Here is a 16,184-nt window from a genome sequence, read left to right as displayed (position 1 = left end):
TTGGCAATGCCTCCCGGATATGGAGCAGGCGTCGCTGTGGGGACATTGTGGGGACATGACGGCGCTGGGGGCCCAGGATGACGAGCAACCCGGTGCTGGTCCGCGTCGCGGACCACTCCTTCGGCCTGCTCGACGCGGGCATGATCCCTTCCGGTCCGGAGGACTTTTCGACCGGACTGATCGTCATCATGACCGCCGGCACCCGCATCCACACCGGCATCGACAGCGGACCTGTGGCAGTGGCCGTCACCGTTCGAGCCGCCCGCCCGCCGGAGACCCAGCTGCCGGCAGATGACTGGACGGAGATCGTCGAGGCCAGCATCCACGCCCCGAACGGAAGCCTTCGCGTCGACTCGCTCGCCAACGGCCCGACCCTCGAACTCCCGCTGCTGACACCGGAAGGAGCGGGCTGGTACCGCATCTTGGTTCAGGCGCGCGGGCGCGACAACGCCTTCGATGCGGTCGTCAGCCAGCCGGTCGAGGACTACCAGATCAGCATCTGGCCCGAACCGCCGTCCCCGCCTCGCATCATCCAGGCGCAGGACCACTGCGGTCAGGGACTTCGGCTGTCCGCAGCACCGCGCCCCGCGCAGCAGCCCCTGCCACCATCCGATCCGTACGGCAGCACTGCTGAACGGGAGCGCCAGGTTTCGAATCGCGCGATCCTGCGTCAGATTTCAGGCCAGCGGCGAGAGGACCCGGGGGAGCCGCCCGACCAGCCATGGCGGCCTGAGCCGGACAAGCCCGCGCCTCGCCCACGGAACTAGCCGACCAGCCAGAACCCGCAGCAGCGGGCCCGCCGGCCCCCCGGCCGTCCACCTGACCCTGCACGGAGACCACCACGAAGTCCCGGTCCGAACCGGGATCGCAGACCCGGACGACGCCGTGCTGACGCTCACTCCGACGGCGACAGGCCCGGCATCGCGGGCGGGCTGCCCGAGGGCACCGCCTTCGATGTCCTGCCGGCCACGCTGCTTGGCCTCGACTACCCCGCCGAGACTTCGCTCGGGCGGCTGCTGACGTCCGGCTCCGCTATCGGGGTGCTGTCACCGATGCGAGCCGCGGTCCTCGTCGATCGAGGCGCGCGACACCCGGGCACTGAGTCGTGGTCATCGTTGCTGGTCGAGCTGAAGCGCGAGGCCGGGTAGTCCGCCTGGGCGGGCCCAGCGCTGTACGCAGCCCCGGCAGCTCACCGTGCAGGAGTCGCGCCACAACTCTGCGCAGAGGGTCACGAGATCCGGGGGTTTCACCGTCTTCCCCTGGCCGTCGGCACATTGCGGCCCCTGCGCGGCCCGGACGGACCGGGACTCGAAGCCGACGAGGACGGTGCGGACTGACGGCGTCAGGAGCCACCCAGGGCACCGGTCCGCTTGTGAGCCGCAGTCCTGGTCAGCCGCTTCGCGGCCGTGGGGTTCACAGGGATGCTTCATACGCCTCGCGGATGGAGGCAGGGACGCGTCCCCTGTCATTGACGAGGAAGCCGTTTGCGCGGGCCCAGAGTCGTATCGCCTCGTCCTCCGAACCGCGATCGTGCATATGGCCCCCGGCGGTCTCCCGTGCGTTGCTCGAGGAGACCCCTTCCAGATGGTCCGCTGCATCCTGAAAGAAGGCGAACAACGAGGTGAACCTTCCCTCTTCAGGGTCGGAGCCCTCGCTCCAGGACCCGATGCTTCCGGTGCGCGTGTTCAGGAACCGTCCGTAGAAGCCGTCACTCTCTGCGGCGATCGGCACCCACTCACGGCGCCAGGACGGACAGTCCGGGTTTTCGGAGGGCTCCATCTCCTCGATGCCCATCTTGTGGAGGTAGACACGCTCGATGTCCGTGAGTCCCAGAAGGAGGCCGCCGCTGGAGAGAACTCCCGCACATCCCAGCGCCACCAGGCACGAGCCCACGTCGGGTTGCCTCCCAGCACCGACGTCGTTCGCCATCAGCCACTGTCGCATGTCGCTCGGCAGCTTCAGGCCCATGCGCCCTTCGGCATCGCTGATGGCTGTCGGGCTGCCCGGGCCGCCAAGGCCGGCGAAGACGCCGGGAGCATTCTGTTCGAGCCAGCTGGTGATTCGGCCCCACGCTTGGCCCACGTCCTCTGCCCCGTGCGCCGGTATTTCGCTCATGCGAGATCCCCAACGGAAGGAGCACGTCCGCCCGGGTTGCTGGCCTCCCGGAACCGTAGGGCGGGATCCAAGGTTCTGACGTCGTCTATCGAGAATGAAGGCGACCGCTGATCATCCATGGGCAGACCGTACGTGGCTGCACTGACATCGACCCCCTTGGGATTCCATGCTGCTGCGGCCCAAGCCCGTACGCGGGACAGTCCGCCGTGCAGACCTGGTACGACGGTGTCCAGATCACCAGCCGCACCCCGAAAACCGAAGCGGTAGGGAAGGCCCGAGAACGAGCGCGTCGACGGGCCGCGCCATGAACGGTCCGCGAAGTCGGGGACCGAGCCGTGGGTCGCGCGGTTGCCCGCGGTGGGCTTGTGTACCCGTGTCCTCTGCGAAACGAGCAGTTCGCCGCCGACAGGGAGCCTTCGAGGAGCAGTGCCCCGCGCACCGTGGCTGATGCCGAGGCCGTTTTCACTGGAGACGCCTTCGGTAGAGTGCGGTTGCGAGGTGTCCAACTGCGTCTTCACACACCGACGTTGGACGCTCTCGTCCTATACGCGCAGCCGATCACCTGGAACACCATGATCCTTCCCAAAGATCGTGACCCCCGCTTCATCACCATCCGCCGTGGGGGGACGCTTACGGACTCCGACCATCGGCTCCTCGCTCTGTGGGCTGCCACGTGCGCGGAGCACGTCTTGCACCTGTTCGAGTCGGCACAGCCCTCGGACCCGCGACCCCGCGAGGCGATCGAGCAGATTCGGGCATGGACGCGCGGCGAGATCATGATGTCCCGATCCCGAGCTGCGGGTGGCCATGCCATGGCTGCGGCAAGAGAGTTGAGTGGAGCCGCTCGGCACGCTGCCTATGCTGCCGGCCAGGCGGCGGTGGTGGCGCATGTCGCCGCACACGAGCTTGGCGCTGCGGCCTACGCGATCAAGGCCGTGCGTGCGGCGGCCCCCGGACACCAGGGCGAGAGCGCCGGCAGGCTCGAGTGTCGTTGGCAGCGCGAACAGCTTCCGGATGTGATTCGTGAACTCGTCCTGGATGACCAGCGGTTGCGAAACGAGATCTGCTGGTCGGTTTTCGACTGTTGACGGGCGTGACGGCTTGTCTGCACTGCCCCTTGGAATCGAGCATCCAATGCAGCCCTGCAGTGGAGGGGCGTTGGGCCGGGCTGCGCACTCGAGGACTGTGCCCCTTCCTGACGCACCGTAGGCTGGGAGCCCTGCTCCTGCACGCCGGACGGGTCGTCCGGATGGAGGGGCGGCTCCGTCGTCCTCCACCGATCAAGGGACCTGCCCATGCCGCGCCGTCCGACCGTTTCGATCGCGGAGATCCCGGTCTCCGACCGCGCGGCCGGACCGTACGGAATCACGGCCGGACCGGACGGCGCCCTGTGGTTCACCATGGTCCACCACGGGCGGATCGGCCGGGTCACGGCCGACGGTGAGGTCTCCTCCCACCAGCTCGAACCGGCCACCGGTGGACCGTCGGTCATCACAGCGGGACCCGACGGCGCCCTGTGGTTCACCGAGTTCCGCGGTCACCGGATCGGCCGCATCACCACCACCGGGGACGTCACGTTCTTCCCAGTGCCGACGCCGGATGCCGGGCCGTTCGGGATCGTCACGGGCCCCGACGGCGCGCTGTGGTTCACCGAAGCCAACGTCGACCGGATCGGCCGGATCACGCCCGACGGCCACGTCACCGAGTTCCCGCTGGCGCTCTCGGGAGCCTTCCCGTCGGCCATCGCGGCCGGGTCGGACGGCAGGATGTGGTTCACGCTGAACCAGGCGAACGCGATCGGCGCCATCGGCACCGACGGTGATGTCACCGTCTACCCGATCCCGACCCCGGCGAGCGCCCCGGTCGGCATCACCGCCGGTGCCGACGGCGCGATGTGGTTCGTCGAGATCGGGGCCGGCCAGATCGGACGGATCACGCCGGACGGCAGGATCGACGAGTTCGCCCTGCCCGACCGCGCGGCACGTCCGCACGCCATCGTGGCCGGTGCGGACGGGGCCTGCTGGTTCACCGAGTGGGGGGCAAACCGGATCGGTCGGATCACCCCCGACGGCCGGATCGACGAGCACGATCTCCCCAGCTCGTCCTCGGAACCTCACGGCATCGCCCAGGGGCCGGGGCGCCGGTCGGGCCGCCGTGTGGTGGTGGGCGGCCCGACCGGCGGTCGGTCTCAGCGGGCTGTTCAGCCGCCGATCACCGGGTAGTGGTCGGAGAGGTCGCTGTAGGTGTAGCTCTTGCCCCAGCTGCTGACCGTCCACGGCTTGCTGTGGAAGCGCAGCACCTCGTTGGTGTAGCTCTGCGGCCGGGCGTGGTCGGCCCGGTAGAGCACGTAGTCCAGGTCCTCCTTCGGCTCGCCCGGGTAGCGGTAGGCGGCGATCGAGTTGTCGACGGTGTCGAAGGAGTTCACCCAGCCGGTCCGGCTGGTGGCCGGGGCCAGGTTGCCGTTGCTGAGCATCGACGGGTACTCGGAGTCGTGCGAGTTCACGTTGAGGTCGCCGGTGATGATCACCGGCTCGCTCGCCGGGATGCCCTTGTTGTCGACGAAGGTCTTCATCGCGTTGAGCTGGGCGGCCCGGACGGTGGCGGGCTCGCCGCTGGAGCAGCCGGTGTCGGTGGACTGCAGGTGGGTGCCGAGCACGTGGGTGCGCTGGCCGTTGACGTTCAGTACGGCGTAGACGAAGCCCTTGTTCGACCACCAGTCAGAGCCGCAGGCGTCCTTGAAGACGTACTGCTCCTTGCGCAGGAGCGGCCACTTGCTGAGCAGCGTCACCCCGCCGTCCTCGGGGGTGGTGGAGCTGTAGTTGCCGCCGGTCGCGTCCCAGCCGCTGGTGGAGCGGCCGACCACGGGGGTCTGGTACGGGTAGGCCGCCTTGGCCAGCGAGAGCAGCTTGTCCGAGGCGGCGTTGTCGAACGCCTCCTGGAGCACCACCACGTCGTTGCCCTGGAAGAACGACGCCGCCGCGATCTCCTTGGCCCGGTAGTCCTGGCCCCAGTTGGGGTAGAGGCTGGTGCTCATCAGGAAGGTGTTGTAGGTCAGCACCTTGAGCGGCGCGACGGTGACGGGCGCCTGCTCGGCCTGCGCGGCGGGGGCGACGGCGAGCGAGCCGAGCAGGGCGGCCGCGGCGAGGGCGGCCGCGCGGCGGACGGACGTGTGGGGCATCGAAGCTCCGGAATGAGGGTGACGGGGGCTCGTCAAGCGACGAGGTGTTGGCTAGTCAACTCGGGCTTGTTCACGTGCTTCAAGACGTCGGGAGAGCATTCGATGAACTCGGCTTGAACTAGACCTACTGTCAGGTACGTACTTGGGGATCAGGAGTTGTGGCCGAAGTCGTCGGCGACCAGGCGGTCGGCCCAGCGGCGGAGGGCGTCCGCGACCGGTGGGTGGCTGAGTCCGGCGGTGGTGGCGAGCCGGTCGGCGGAGGCAGTGTCGTAGCGGTCCTCGGAGAGGAACGAGAGGGTCTCCGGGTCGGCGCCGGTGAGAGCACGGGGCAGGCGTCGGACCACGCCGACCGGGACTCGCAGGCGGGGTGCGCGGACGCCCAGGTGGTCGGCCAACAGGGCGATCAGGGCCGGGAGTTCGGGGGTGGCCGGGTCGAGCACGGTGTGCTGGTGCAGTGGGCCGTGGTCGTGCTGCGGGACGGCGGCCAGGAAGCGGGCGCGGCGAGGGCGGGGAGGCGGCCCCGGTACAGCTGCTCGACCAGCGGGGCCAGGCCGATGTACTGGCCCGCCTCGCCGGTGACGGAGTGTCCGATCACGGTGCTGGGGCTGACCACGCTGAGCGGCACGCTGAGTTCGGGTGCGAGGGCGCGGACGGCGCTGTCGCCCTCGATCTTCGACGCCTCGTACGCGCCGAGTCGGCGGTACAGGCGGGCGGCGTGGGCCGGGGGCAGGGGGGACGGGTGGCCGGCGACCCGGTAGCCGGAGAGGTGCACCAGGCGGCGGGTGGCGGGCCGGGCGGCGGCCCAGCGCAGCACGTGGACGGCGCCGTCCCGGTTGGCGGTGCGGGCCTCGTCCTGGGGGAGGCCGAAGCGGAAGCGGGCGGCGAGGTTGTGGATGTCGCGGACGTCCGCCAGCTGTTCGAGGTCGGCGGGGGAGAGGCCGAGGTCGGGGCGGGTGATGTCGGCGGTGACCGTGCTGAGGGTGTCGGTCGCGGTGCCGTGCCCGCTCAGCCAGTGGCGGAGCTCGGTGTCCCGGCCGGCCCGGACGCCGACGGCCACCGGGTGGCCCTGGTCGAGGAGTTCGCGCACCAGCCAGCGGCCGATGAAGCCATTGGCGCCGAGGACGAGCGTGGTCGCGGTCATGCGTTCTCCTTGAATAGACCGGTCTACATAATTTATGGACAGGGAGGTGCGCGGGTGGTGGCCCGGGGCGGGCTCAGGCGAGCAGCAGCTCGGCCGAGCGGGCGGCCTGGTCCAGCGGCAGGCGGCTGCGCTGCACCCGGGCCAGCAGTAGGGCGCCCTCGAGCAGGGAGAGCACGCCGCCGGCGGCGGCATCCGCTCGGGCGGGGGAGTGACCCTCCGTCACGAGCAGCCCCGCCAGGGCCTGTTGCCAGGCGGCGTAGGTGTCGGCGCACAGGCGGCGGAGCGGCTCGTTCGAGGCCGAGACCTCCAGGGCGACGGTGGCCAGCGGGCAGCCCTTGCGGTAGTCGGACTGCTCCATCCGGTCGGCGAGCAGGCCGATCAGCGCGCTGATCACCTGGGCCGACCCCGCCGTCCGGGTGTCCTGGAGTAGCTCGATCAGGTCGCCGACCTCGCGCCCGGCCTCGGTGAGCGCCTGGGCCACCAACTGGTCCTTGCCCTCGGGGAAGTGGAAGTACAGCGAGCCGCGTGGTGTCCCGCTCTCGGCCAGCACCAGATTCAGCCCGGTGGCGGCGTACCCCTGAGCCTCCAACAGATCCCGGGTGGCACGCACCAGTCGGGCCCGCGTCTCATCACCCTTGGCTCCCATGGCAGGGAGAATAGACCGGTCTGCATATTCTGGTCAATCGGGCTCGGGCGGCCGGGGTCGGTGCTGATGGCCCGGCGGCGGCCGCGCTGCGTTCACGCGGTACGGACCGGCAGTTCGCCGTACGGGGGTTGATCCGGAGCCGGGGAGGCCCTTCACTTGTCATGGCGCCGACGCGACTTGACCGCGACGGCGCTGTTCCGCACGCTCCACCGCACCGCGTTCCGATGCTCCGACACCTCACCCGACGAGTCTGGAGATCCCGCATGCCCCACTTCCGCCTGAGGCGCACCATCGTCGCCCTCGTGGCCCTGCCCCTTCTCGCGCTCGGCACCGGTCAGGCCCTGGCCGAACCTGCTCCGCTTCCTGCCACGGTCGGTCAGGCCCCGGTCGCCACCCGGGTGTCGGTGATCGAGGACGAGGTCGCCCGCACCCTGGCGACCGCCCTCGCCGACCCCGCCCTGCGCGAGCGGCTGCGCGCCACGACCACCGCCGACGGCGCCCCCACTGCGCTCGCCCCGCTGGCCGCCGCCGTCCCCGGCCCCGCCGCCCGGAGGCTCGCCGAGAGCACCGCGCGGGCCGACCGCGGCATCGCCACCGCCAAGGGGCTCGGCTCGGACTTGGGCCCGCTGCTGCGGGTCCAGCTGGCCGACCCCTCGATGCGGGCCGCCGTGGATGCCGGTGCCGCACCGCTGGTGGCGACCGCCGCCACCGACGAGCACGCCCGCACTGTGCGCGCGTACGACACCACGGGCCGGGTGCACACCCTCGACACCGGGACTCTGCCTGCCCGGCCGGTCTACCTGGTCGACCTCGACGTGGCCAAGACCCTGACGGCCGGAATCGACGTGCTCCAGCGGGAGTTGCGAGCCCGGGGGCTCGGTGCCGCGACGCCGGCGGCGTCCACGGAAGGGGCTGCCGCCGCACAGGCGGCCGGCGGCTGGTGGGGCACCAAGATCACCTCGGTCCGGGTGAACGACGACGAGGAGCCCTGGTTCAAGGGCGCCGCCGAGATGTTCGCCCTGGTGAGTGGCTTCGGCCAGGACGGCAAGGTCCGGGTCGACTCGGTCGCCATGCCGTACCTCCAGTACGACGGCACCACCTACTACCCGAACCAGATCCTGGTGAACTGGTCCAGCTACAAGTACAACCTGGCGGACGTCGTCCTGATGGAGGACGACGGTGACACCAACTACCTCGCCCTCGCCCAGGCCGTCGCCGCCGTCCTGCTCACCATCGCCGACCAGGGCGCCTACATCCCGCTGGTGAACGCCGTGTTGGCTGCTCTGCCCGAGTCGTGGTGGACCGACGACCCGGACTACGTTGAGTCCTGGTACACCCTCGCCCGCACCAGCTCGGGCCGCCTCAACGGGGCTCGCGGCAACGGCTGGATGACTGTCGAGCCGTACTTCGTCCAGCAGTTCTGAGCCCGGCTCCGGCCGCCTGCCCTGCGGCAGGCGGCCGGGGCGCTCACCGTCCGATCCGCCGTCGCACACGTGGCATTGATAGATTGCGCGTTCGTTGACGACGGAACGGGGCGGGGATGGACGACTGGTGGGTGGGCGTGCTCATGGCGCTGTCCGGGAACGAGGCCTCACCGAGCGGCGTGCTGCTGCGACTGCTCGGACAGGAACACCAGTACGTCCGGCAGAACGTGACGCGGCGCCGGGACCTGCCGGTGGACGTGGTCGAGGCGATCCTCGCGCACCCGGACCTGAAGGTCCGGCTGAACTTCGGGGAGAGTGAGCGCGCCGACCCGGCCCAGCGCGCCCGGCTCCTTGACGATCCGTCACCCAGGGCGGTTCTGATGCTCGCGATCGGGCCGACTCCGTACCGGGGCCGGGTGGAGCCGTTGCCCGACTGGGCCTACGAACGGCTGCTCGCGCATCCCCGGGAGCTGGTTCGCGGTGAGACGGCCGTCTCGGGCAGCGTGCCGGAGCACGTACTGGCCGGCCTCGTGAGCAGTCCGGAGGCCTTCCTGCGCCGGGCGTCCTGCCGGGCCTGGGGGTCACTTTCCGACTCCGCGCGGGAGGCGCTTCTGCGGGACGAGGAGCCGGAGGTACGGCAGGCCGCCGCCTTGCGCGCGTGCCCCGAGGACGAGGGGCTGACCGCACAGCTGGTCGAGGAACTCGCGGGATCCTGGCAGCTGTCCGATGTGCTCGAGCACGGACGGCTCGGCCGCGAGCTGGCCGAGCGGCTGGTCGCCGAGGGCGAGCGCCTGTCCGCGGTTGCCGCGAACCCCTCACTGCCGCCGGACCTGGTGGCGCGGCTGGCGGTCCACCCGGACCCGCAGGTGCGACTGCGGATCTCGGCGCGGGCGGAGCTGGGCGAATCGGAACGTGCCTCGATCGACTACGCCGTCGATCCCGAGGCCCGCCTGGGCACCCTCGACTGGGTCTGGCGGGCTCGCGAGGACCCGGACGTGCTGCGGCGGTGCGCGACCTCCGCGCATCCGTGGTTGCGGCGCAGCGCCGCCGTCTGCCCCACGCTCCCGCCGGACCTGGTCGAACGGCTCGCGGAGGACGAGGACTTCGCCGTGCGGCTGCTGCTGTGCGAGTTCCATCCGGAGCCGCCGCCCGAGCTGCTGCTCGACCTGTACCTGGGCGGCGGCCACCGGGCCGCCCGGATGCTCGTCGTCCACGAGCGCTTCCCCTCGGCGGGGCTGGCGGCCCGGTTCGCCGACTCGGCCGATCCGGAGCGTCGCCGACTGGCGCTGCGCGATCCGGAGATGGAGCCGGAGGTCCTGGACCGGCTCAGCCGTGACCCCGAGACGCGAGGTACGGCGGCCAGGCACCCGCGGCTGCCACTGGCCAGGCTGCGCGAGTTGATCGAGGCCTCGGACACCACCGTTGCCGCCGCAGGCAGTCCGCAGCTCCCGGCCGAGGACATGCACTGGCTCCTGGACCGTGCCGGAGTGCCCGCCCTGACCGCACCGGTCTGACCTTACGCACGCCAGGCCGGCGAGGGTGGCGGGCGGAGGAACTCCGGTGCGCCGTCGCCTCGGGAGCCCAGCTTCCGGCGATGGAGTGCCGGGCCCCGAGGCGGTCGGCTGGGCCGACCGGTCGTCAGTCGGTGTGGTGGGCGGCCCAGAAGTCGGCGCGGGCCAGGACGCTGGTGTCGGCCTGGTCGGTGAAGAAGCCGTCCACGCCCTGCTCCATCAGGAAGCGGGCCCAGGCGATCGAGTCGCCGTAGGCGTTCGGGTCGGTGCCGCGGCGGAAGTCGACGGGGAGGAAGGCGTTCTCGTTGCGCAGCGTGTACGGGTGCAGCAGGAGGCCCTTGGCGTGGGCGTCGGCGACCAGCGTGGTGACGGGGAGCAGCTTGCCGGTGGCCGGGTCGACCGGGGCGATCAGGTTGGTGGTGGGGCCGAGGCCGTGGGCGTAGCCGGCGATCCAGCGCAGGCCGTCCGGGGTGACCAGGTCGGCGACGGTGCGCTTGTCGCCCGCGAGTACGAAGTCGTACGGCTGGGTGCCCCGGTCGCTGAGTAGCTGGATCCGGGGGTTGTCGACCAGCTTGGCCAGGCGCTGGAGGCTGCTCGGCTCGAAGGACTGCAGGATGGCCCGGCCGTTGCGCCCGGCGAGACCGGCCCGGCGCAGCTCGGTGGCCAGGCGCTCCTCCAGCGGCAGGCCGATCGAGCGGAAGTAGCTGGGGTGCTTGGTCTCGACGTAGAGCCAGACCTCGCGGCCGGCGGCCCGGGCCCGCTGCTGGGCGAACTCGACGACCTCGCGGAAGGTCGGCACCGCCCAGCGACCGTCGTACAGCATGTTGTGCTGACGCTGCAGCGGCAGCCGCTCCTTGGCGCGCAGGGTGCGCAGCTCGGCCAGCGTGAAGTCCTCGGTGAACCAGCCGGTGACCGACTTGCCGTCGATGGTCTTGGTGGTCTTCCGGGCGGCGAATTCGGTGTGGTCGGCGACGTCGGTGGTGCCGCCGATCTCGTTCTCGTGCCGGACCACCAGGTGGCCGTCCTTGGTCGGCACCAGGTCCTGCTCGATCACGTCGGCGCCGAGGTCCAGCGCGTGCTGGTACGAGCCGAGGGTGTGCTCCGGGCGGTAGCCGCTGGCACCCCGGTGGCCGACCACCAGCGGGTGCGGCAGCCGGTCCAGGCCGGTGCCGGTGCGCACCGGCGGACGGGTGCCAGTGGGGCGGCGCTCGGCGGCGGCGCCCTCACCGTCGCCGTCGCTGGCCGCCAGGGCCTCGCCGACACCAGCGGTGCTCAGCGCGGCGGCCCCGAGGCCGAGCGCGCCGCTGGTGCGCAGGAACCAGCGGCGCGAGGCGTCGGTGCTCGCAGGGCTGTGATGGTCCGTCATGTCGTCTCCCGGGTCGGCGCGGTGTGCATACCGTCCGTACGGTAGGAGCAAGGGGGACGCTGTGCGGTGGCCGTCCGCCGAACCTTACGGAAAGCTCCGGCGGACAGCGCCGAAACAGGCCACGCCCGGACGGCCTCGTACGAGTGGTCGGAATCCACCGTTTCGGGATGATCCGAAACCCTGCGGAAACCACCCGGAAAACAGTCGTCAAAAATGGCCCGGAAGGCTGCGGACCGGCACCCGCTTCGTGCCCGGCCGGTCCGCTACGGTGTGCCGGACGGACCGCGACCCCGTGCCGAAAACCCCACCCGTGGCACAGTGCTGTGCCCGCACCACCCGAACTCCCCCGAGGTGCGCGCCATGAGGCTCACCCCCCATGAGCAGGAACGCCTGCTCATCCACGTCGCCGCCGACGTGGCCCGCTCCCGGCAGGCCCGCGGCCTGCTGCTCAACCACCCCGAGGCGATCGCCCTGATCTCCTCGCACGTGCTGGAGGGCGCCAGGGACGGCCGGACCGTCGCCGAACTGATGGCCTCGGGACGGGAGGTGCTCGGCCGCAAGGACGTGATGGAGGGCATCGCCGAGATGATCCCGGACGTCCAGGTGGAGGCGACCTTCCCGGACGGCACCAAGTTGGTCACCGTGCACGGGCCGATCCAGTGAGGCCCGGTGAAGTCCTGTACGGCGAGGGCGAGATCGGCCTCAACGCCGGACTGCCGGTCACCACGCTGACCGCCGTGAACGGCGCCGACCGACCGGTCCAGGTCGGTTCGCACTACCACTTCGCCGAGGCCAACCCCGGCCTGGAGTTCGACCGTTCGGCGGCGTACGGGCTGCGCCTGAACATCCCGGCCGGGACGGCCGTGCGGTTCGAGCCGGGCATCCCGGTCGAGGTCGAGCTGGTGCCGATCGGCGGCCGGCGCGAGGTGTACGGGCTGCGCGGCGAAACCGGGGGTGGGCTGGATGTCTGAGTACGCACTGCGGCTGAGCAGGCAGCGGTACGCCGCGCTGTACGGCCCGACGGTCGGGGACCGGATCAGGCTGGCCGACACCAACCTCCTGATCGAGGTCGAGGAGGACCGGAGCGCTGGCGGGGACGAGGCGGTGTTCGGCGGCGGCAAGGTGATCCGGGAGTCGATGGGCCAGGCCAGGACCAGCCGAGCCGAGGGCGCACCGGACACCGTGATCACCGGCGTGGTGGTGCTGGACCACTGGGGTGTGGTCAAGGCCGACGTGGGCATCAGGGACGGCCGGATCACCGCGCTCGGCAAGGCGGGCAACCCGGAGACCATGGACGGTGTGCACCCCCGGCTGGTGATCGGCCCGGAGACCGAGGTGATAGCGGGCAACGGGAAGATCCTCACGGCGGGCGCGATCGACGCGCACGTGCACCTGATCTGCCCTCAACTCGCCGACGAGGCGCTCTCCTCGGGCATCACCACCATCGTCGGCGGGGGTACCGGCCCGGCCGAGGGCACCAAGGCGACCACCATCACCCCGGGTGCATGGCACCTGGCCCGGATGTTCGAGGCGATGGACGGCGTGCCGCTCAACCTCGGGCTGCTCGGCAAGGGCAACACCGTCAACACCGCTTCGATGCACGACCAGTTGAGGGCCGGGGCGCTCGGCTTCAAGATCCACGAGGACTGGGGTGCCACCCCCGCCGCGATCGACGCCTGCCTGCGGGTCTGCGAGGAGTCCGGCGCCCAACTGGCGCTGCACACCGACACCCTGAACGAGGCCGGGTTCGTCGCCGACACGCTGGCCGCGATCGCCGGGCGGGGCATCCACGCCTACCACACCGAGGGCGCCGGCGGCGGGCACGCTCCGGACATCATCACGGTGGTCTCCGAGCTCAACGTGCTGCCCAGCTCCACCAATCCGACCCGGCCGCACACCGTGAACACGGTGGACGAGCACCTCGACATGCTGATGGTCTGTCACCACCTGAGCCCGCACGTGCCCGAGGACCTGGCGTTCGCCGAGTCCCGGATCCGGCCCGCCACCATCGCGGCGGAGGACGTCCTGCACGACCTCGGCGCGATCTCCATCATCAGCTCCGACGCCCAGGCGATGGGCCGGATCGGCGAGGTGGTGATGCGCACCTGGCAGACCGCGCACGTGATGAAGGCCCGCCGGGGCGCGCTGCCCGGCGACGGCCGGGCCGACAACCAGCGGGCCCGACGGTACGTGGCGAAGTACACCATCAACCCCGCGATCGCCCAGGGCATGGACCACGAGATCGGTTCGGTGGAGCCCGGCAAGCTGGCCGACCTGGTGCTCTGGAGCCCGGCCTTCTTCGGGGTCAAGCCCGACCTGGTGGTGAAGGGCGGCCAGATCGCCTGGGCCCAGATGGGCGACGCCAACGCCTCCATCCCGACTCCCCAACCTGTGCTGCCCCGGCCGATGTTCGGTGCCCGGGGCCGGGCCCCCGCCGCCAACTCGCTCAACTTCACCGCCCCGGCGGCGATCGAGCACGGCCTGCCCGAACGGCTCGGCCTGGCCAAGCCGTTCACCGCGATCGGCAACACCCGGGGCGTCACCAAGGACCACCTGGTCAACAACACCGCCCGGCCGGACGTCCGGGTCGATCCGGACACCTTCACCGTCACCATCGACGGCGAGACCGTCACCCCCGCCCCTGCTGCCGAACTGCCGCTGGCCCAGCGGTACTTCCTGTTCTGACCATGTCGGCAACGCTGCTCCTGCTCGCCGATGGACGGTTCCCCGCCGGAGGCCATGCGCACTCCGGCGGGGCCGAGGCGGCGGTCAAGTCGGGTCGGGTGCACGACCACGTGTCGATGGCGGCCTTCCTCACCGGCCGCCTGCACACCACCGGCCTGACCACCGCCGCCCTCGCGGCGGCCGCCGCACTGAACCCCGAAGCGCTGGACGCCGTGGACGAGGCCGCCGAGGCCCGTACCCCGTCCCCGGCCCAGCGCGCCGCCAGCCGCCGGCTCGGCCGCCAACTGCTCCGGGCCGCCCGGGCCACCTGGCCGCACCCGCTGTTGGACGAACTGAAGGCCCGTCACCCGGGCGGCGCCCACCAGCCGGTGGTCCTCGGTGCCACCGCCCACGCCGCCGGCCTCACCCCGGCCGACGCGGCGGCCGTCGCCGCGTACGAGAGCGTCAACGGCCCGGCCACCGCCTGCGTACGGCTGCTCGGCCTGGACCCGTACCAGGTCACCGCCCAACTGGCCCGGCTCGCCCCGGCGCTGGACGCCGTCACCGCCCGGGCGGTGGACGCCGCCCGCTCCGGCGAGCTGCCCGCCGCCTCCGCACCGCTGCTCGACATCTACGCCGAGCAGCACAGCTCCTGGAAGGTACGACTCTTTGCATCGTGACCACGTCGACCCCTACGACGTCTCCGTCCAGCACACCCACACCGCACCGCAGCCGCGCGCGCTGCGGATCGGCCTCGGCGGGCCGGTCGGCTCCGGGAAGACCGCCACCGTCGCCGCGCTGTGCCGGGTGCTGCGCGAGGAGCTCTCGCTCGCGGTGGTCACCAACGACATCTACACCACCGAGGACGCCGAGTTCCTGCTCAGGAATGCCGTCCTGCCGCCCGAGCGGATCACCGCCGTGGAGACCGGCTGCTGCCCGCACACCGCGATCCGGGACGACATCTCCGCCAACCTGGAGGCCGTCGAGGAACTGGAGGCCGCCGTCGGCCCGCTCGACCTGATCCTGGTCGAGTCCGGCGGCGACAACCTGACCGCGACCTTCAGCCGGGGCCTGGTGGACCACCAGATCTTCGTCATCGACGTCTCCGGCGGCGACAAGATCCCGCGCAAGGGTGGCCCCGGCGTCTCCAGTTCCGACCTGCTGGTGATCAACAAGACCGACCTGGCCCCGCTGGTCGGCGCCGACCTGGCGGTGATGGCCCGGGACGCCAAGGCCCAGCGGGGTGCGCTGCCCACCGTCTTCACCGCCCTCTCCACCCCCGACGGCATCGCCCCCGTGGTCGCCTGGGTCCGCGAGCGGCTGGCGGACTGGCAGGTGCGTTGACCGCCACCCTGGCGGCCGCCGCCCGGGTCACCGCCGAGCCGGACGGGCGGGGCGGCACGGCCCTTCCCGTACTGGCGGGCGGCGGACCGTTCGCGCTGCGCCGCACGCTGGGCGCCGGAACCGGCGCGCACGTGGTGCTGATCGGCTCGATGGCCGCCCCGCTGGGCGGCGACCGGCTCGCCGTGCACGCCGAGGTCCGCCCCGGCGCCGAGCTGCGGCTGACCAGCGCGGCGGCCACCATCAGCCTGCCGGGGACCGAGACCGAAGTTGCCTACTACGAACAGCGGTTGACGGTGGGTGCGGGAGCCCTGCTGGACTGGTCGCCGGAGCCGGTGATCGCCGCTGCCGGGAGTCATCTGGTGCTCACGACCCGGATCGACCTGGCCGCCGGTGCCCGGCTGCGGTACCGCGAGGAGCAGGTGCTCGGGCGGCTGCACGACTGGACCCGGGGTACTGGTCCTGGACGGTTGACCTCCAGGCTGACCGTACGTCAGGCGGGCCGGGTGATCCTCGACCAGCAGACCGACCTCGGCCCCGGCGCCCCCGGCTGGGACGGCCCGGCCTGCCTGGGTGGGCACCGCGCGATCGGTCAGCTGCTCACGGTCGGGCTGCCCGCCCAGGCGGCGCCGGATACCGGGGATGCCGCGTTGCTGGCGCTGCCGGGGGAGGGGGCCGCGCTGCTGACCGCGCTGGCACCCGACGCGCTGGTGCTGCGCAGACTGATGGCGGGCCAAGCTTCTTGACACGTACGATCCCTGCAACGGTTCGGGTGCAGGGGGGTGGAGCCGACCAGGA

The 16,184-nt window shown here is 71.6% G+C and carries 17 protein-coding genes and 1 pseudogene; 11 read left to right on the top strand and 7 right to left on the bottom strand.

Annotated elements, in window-relative coordinates; translation table 11 throughout:
• The first annotated feature begins 77 nt into the window (after positions 1–77).
• Positions 78–767: a hypothetical protein gene (locus tag ASC99_RS23055; protein WP_057235061.1), complete on the top strand. Its 690-nt coding sequence runs from the start codon at positions 78–80 to the stop codon at positions 765–767.
• A 646-nt stretch (positions 768–1,413) separates the two neighbouring features.
• On the opposite strand, the gene ASC99_RS40950 is transcribed toward ASC99_RS23055, so the two are convergent.
• Positions 1,414–1,617: a histone-like nucleoid-structuring protein Lsr2 gene (locus tag ASC99_RS40950; RefSeq protein WP_235502580.1), complete on the bottom strand. Its 204-nt coding sequence runs from the start codon at positions 1,615–1,617 to the stop codon at positions 1,414–1,416.
• Positions 1,615–2,115: pseudogene (locus tag ASC99_RS41755) on the bottom strand (SMI1/KNR4 family protein); the annotation flags it as partial. The gene ASC99_RS40950 and the pseudogene ASC99_RS41755, both read right to left, overlap by 3 nt.
• A gap of 572 nt (positions 2,116–2,687) precedes the next feature.
• Here ASC99_RS41755 and ASC99_RS23045 point away from each other — a divergent pair.
• Together ASC99_RS23045 and ASC99_RS23040 are read left to right on the top strand one after the other, a co-directional pair.
• The gene (locus ASC99_RS23045) at positions 2,688–3,203 is read left to right on the top strand and encodes a putative immunity protein (protein WP_057235185.1); all 516 of its coding nucleotides are present in this window, start codon (positions 2,688–2,690) and stop codon (positions 3,201–3,203) included.
• A gap of 207 nt (positions 3,204–3,410) precedes the next feature.
• Positions 3,411–4,337 (top strand): virginiamycin B lyase, encoded by a 927-nt coding sequence (locus ASC99_RS23040; RefSeq protein WP_235583098.1) that lies wholly within the window; start codon positions 3,411–3,413, stop codon positions 4,335–4,337.
• On the opposite strand, the gene sph is transcribed toward ASC99_RS23040, so the two are convergent.
• From sph to ASC99_RS23025, 4 genes are all read right to left on the bottom strand, one after another.
• Positions 4,316–5,293: a sphingomyelin phosphodiesterase gene (sph, locus tag ASC99_RS23035; protein ID WP_057235057.1), complete on the bottom strand. Its 978-nt coding sequence runs from the start codon at positions 5,291–5,293 to the stop codon at positions 4,316–4,318. The genes ASC99_RS23040 and sph overlap by 22 nt on opposite strands.
• A 149-nt stretch (positions 5,294–5,442) precedes the next feature.
• On the bottom strand, positions 5,443–5,733 hold the full coding sequence (locus ASC99_RS39790; protein WP_200948384.1) for a hypothetical protein: 291 nt from the start codon (positions 5,731–5,733) through the stop codon (positions 5,443–5,445).
• Positions 5,697–6,434 carry an SDR family oxidoreductase gene (locus tag ASC99_RS23030; RefSeq protein WP_200948383.1) on the bottom strand — a complete coding sequence of 246 codons (738 nt, stop codon included), beginning with the start codon at positions 6,432–6,434 and terminating at the stop codon, positions 5,697–5,699. Before ASC99_RS23030 ends, ASC99_RS39790 begins: the two co-directional genes overlap by 37 nt.
• 73 nt (positions 6,435–6,507) lie before the next feature.
• A complete protein-coding gene (locus ASC99_RS23025; protein ID WP_057235055.1) occupies positions 6,508–7,080 on the bottom strand; it encodes a TetR/AcrR family transcriptional regulator in 573 nt (190 codons plus the stop codon).
• Positions 7,081–7,343: 263 nt separating this feature from the next.
• Here ASC99_RS23025 and ASC99_RS23020 point away from each other — a divergent pair, with 263 nt between their 5' ends.
• Both ASC99_RS23020 and ASC99_RS23015 read left to right on the top strand, forming a co-directional pair.
• Entirely contained in the window at positions 7,344–8,504 is a 1,161-nt protein-coding gene (locus tag ASC99_RS23020) for a DUF3103 family protein (protein WP_057235053.1), read from the top strand.
• A gap of 116 nt (positions 8,505–8,620) precedes the next feature.
• Positions 8,621–10,018 (top strand): hypothetical protein, encoded by a 1,398-nt coding sequence (locus ASC99_RS23015; RefSeq protein ID WP_057235051.1) that lies wholly within the window; start codon positions 8,621–8,623, stop codon positions 10,016–10,018.
• Positions 10,019–10,142: 124 nt separating this feature from the next.
• On the opposite strand, the gene ASC99_RS23010 is transcribed toward ASC99_RS23015, so the two are convergent.
• Positions 10,143–11,381 (bottom strand): glycerophosphodiester phosphodiesterase, encoded by a 1,239-nt coding sequence (locus tag ASC99_RS23010; RefSeq protein ID WP_082598552.1) that lies wholly within the window; start codon positions 11,379–11,381, stop codon positions 10,143–10,145.
• A gap of 360 nt (positions 11,382–11,741) precedes the next feature.
• Between ASC99_RS23010 and ASC99_RS23005 the strand changes: the two genes are divergently transcribed.
• From ASC99_RS23005 to ASC99_RS22980, 6 genes are read left to right on the top strand one after another with little or no spacing between them, the layout of a single operon-like run.
• Positions 11,742–12,044 carry an urease subunit gamma gene (locus ASC99_RS23005; protein WP_057235049.1) on the top strand — a complete coding sequence of 101 codons (303 nt, stop codon included), beginning with the start codon at positions 11,742–11,744 and terminating at the stop codon, positions 12,042–12,044.
• Positions 12,041–12,352: an urease subunit beta gene (locus ASC99_RS23000; RefSeq protein ID WP_057235047.1), complete on the top strand. Its 312-nt coding sequence runs from the start codon at positions 12,041–12,043 to the stop codon at positions 12,350–12,352. The genes ASC99_RS23005 and ASC99_RS23000 overlap by 4 nt, the downstream gene beginning before the upstream one ends.
• Complete coding sequence (locus tag ASC99_RS22995; protein ID WP_057235181.1) at positions 12,345–14,066, top strand: urease subunit alpha; 1,722 nt, start codon at positions 12,345–12,347, stop codon at positions 14,064–14,066. The genes ASC99_RS23000 and ASC99_RS22995 overlap by 8 nt, the downstream gene beginning before the upstream one ends.
• A gap of 2 nt (positions 14,067–14,068) precedes the next feature.
• A complete protein-coding gene (locus ASC99_RS22990; RefSeq protein WP_057235045.1) occupies positions 14,069–14,725 on the top strand; it encodes an urease accessory protein UreF in 657 nt (218 codons plus the stop codon).
• Positions 14,715–15,389: an urease accessory protein UreG gene (gene ureG / locus ASC99_RS22985; protein ID WP_057235043.1), complete on the top strand. Its 675-nt coding sequence runs from the start codon at positions 14,715–14,717 to the stop codon at positions 15,387–15,389. Before ASC99_RS22990 ends, ureG begins: the two co-directional genes overlap by 11 nt.
• A complete protein-coding gene (locus tag ASC99_RS22980; protein WP_369824216.1) occupies positions 15,386–16,132 on the top strand; it encodes an urease accessory protein UreD in 747 nt (248 codons plus the stop codon). The genes ureG and ASC99_RS22980 overlap by 4 nt, the downstream gene beginning before the upstream one ends.
• Positions 16,133–16,184 lie beyond the last annotated feature (52 nt).

Source organism: Kitasatospora sp. Root107 (genome assembly GCF_001424875.1).
Taxonomy (GTDB): domain Bacteria; phylum Actinomycetota; class Actinomycetes; order Streptomycetales; family Streptomycetaceae; genus Kitasatospora.
Note: the sequence above shows the minus strand (reverse complement) of the source record. Positions and strands in the feature narration are given on the sequence as shown.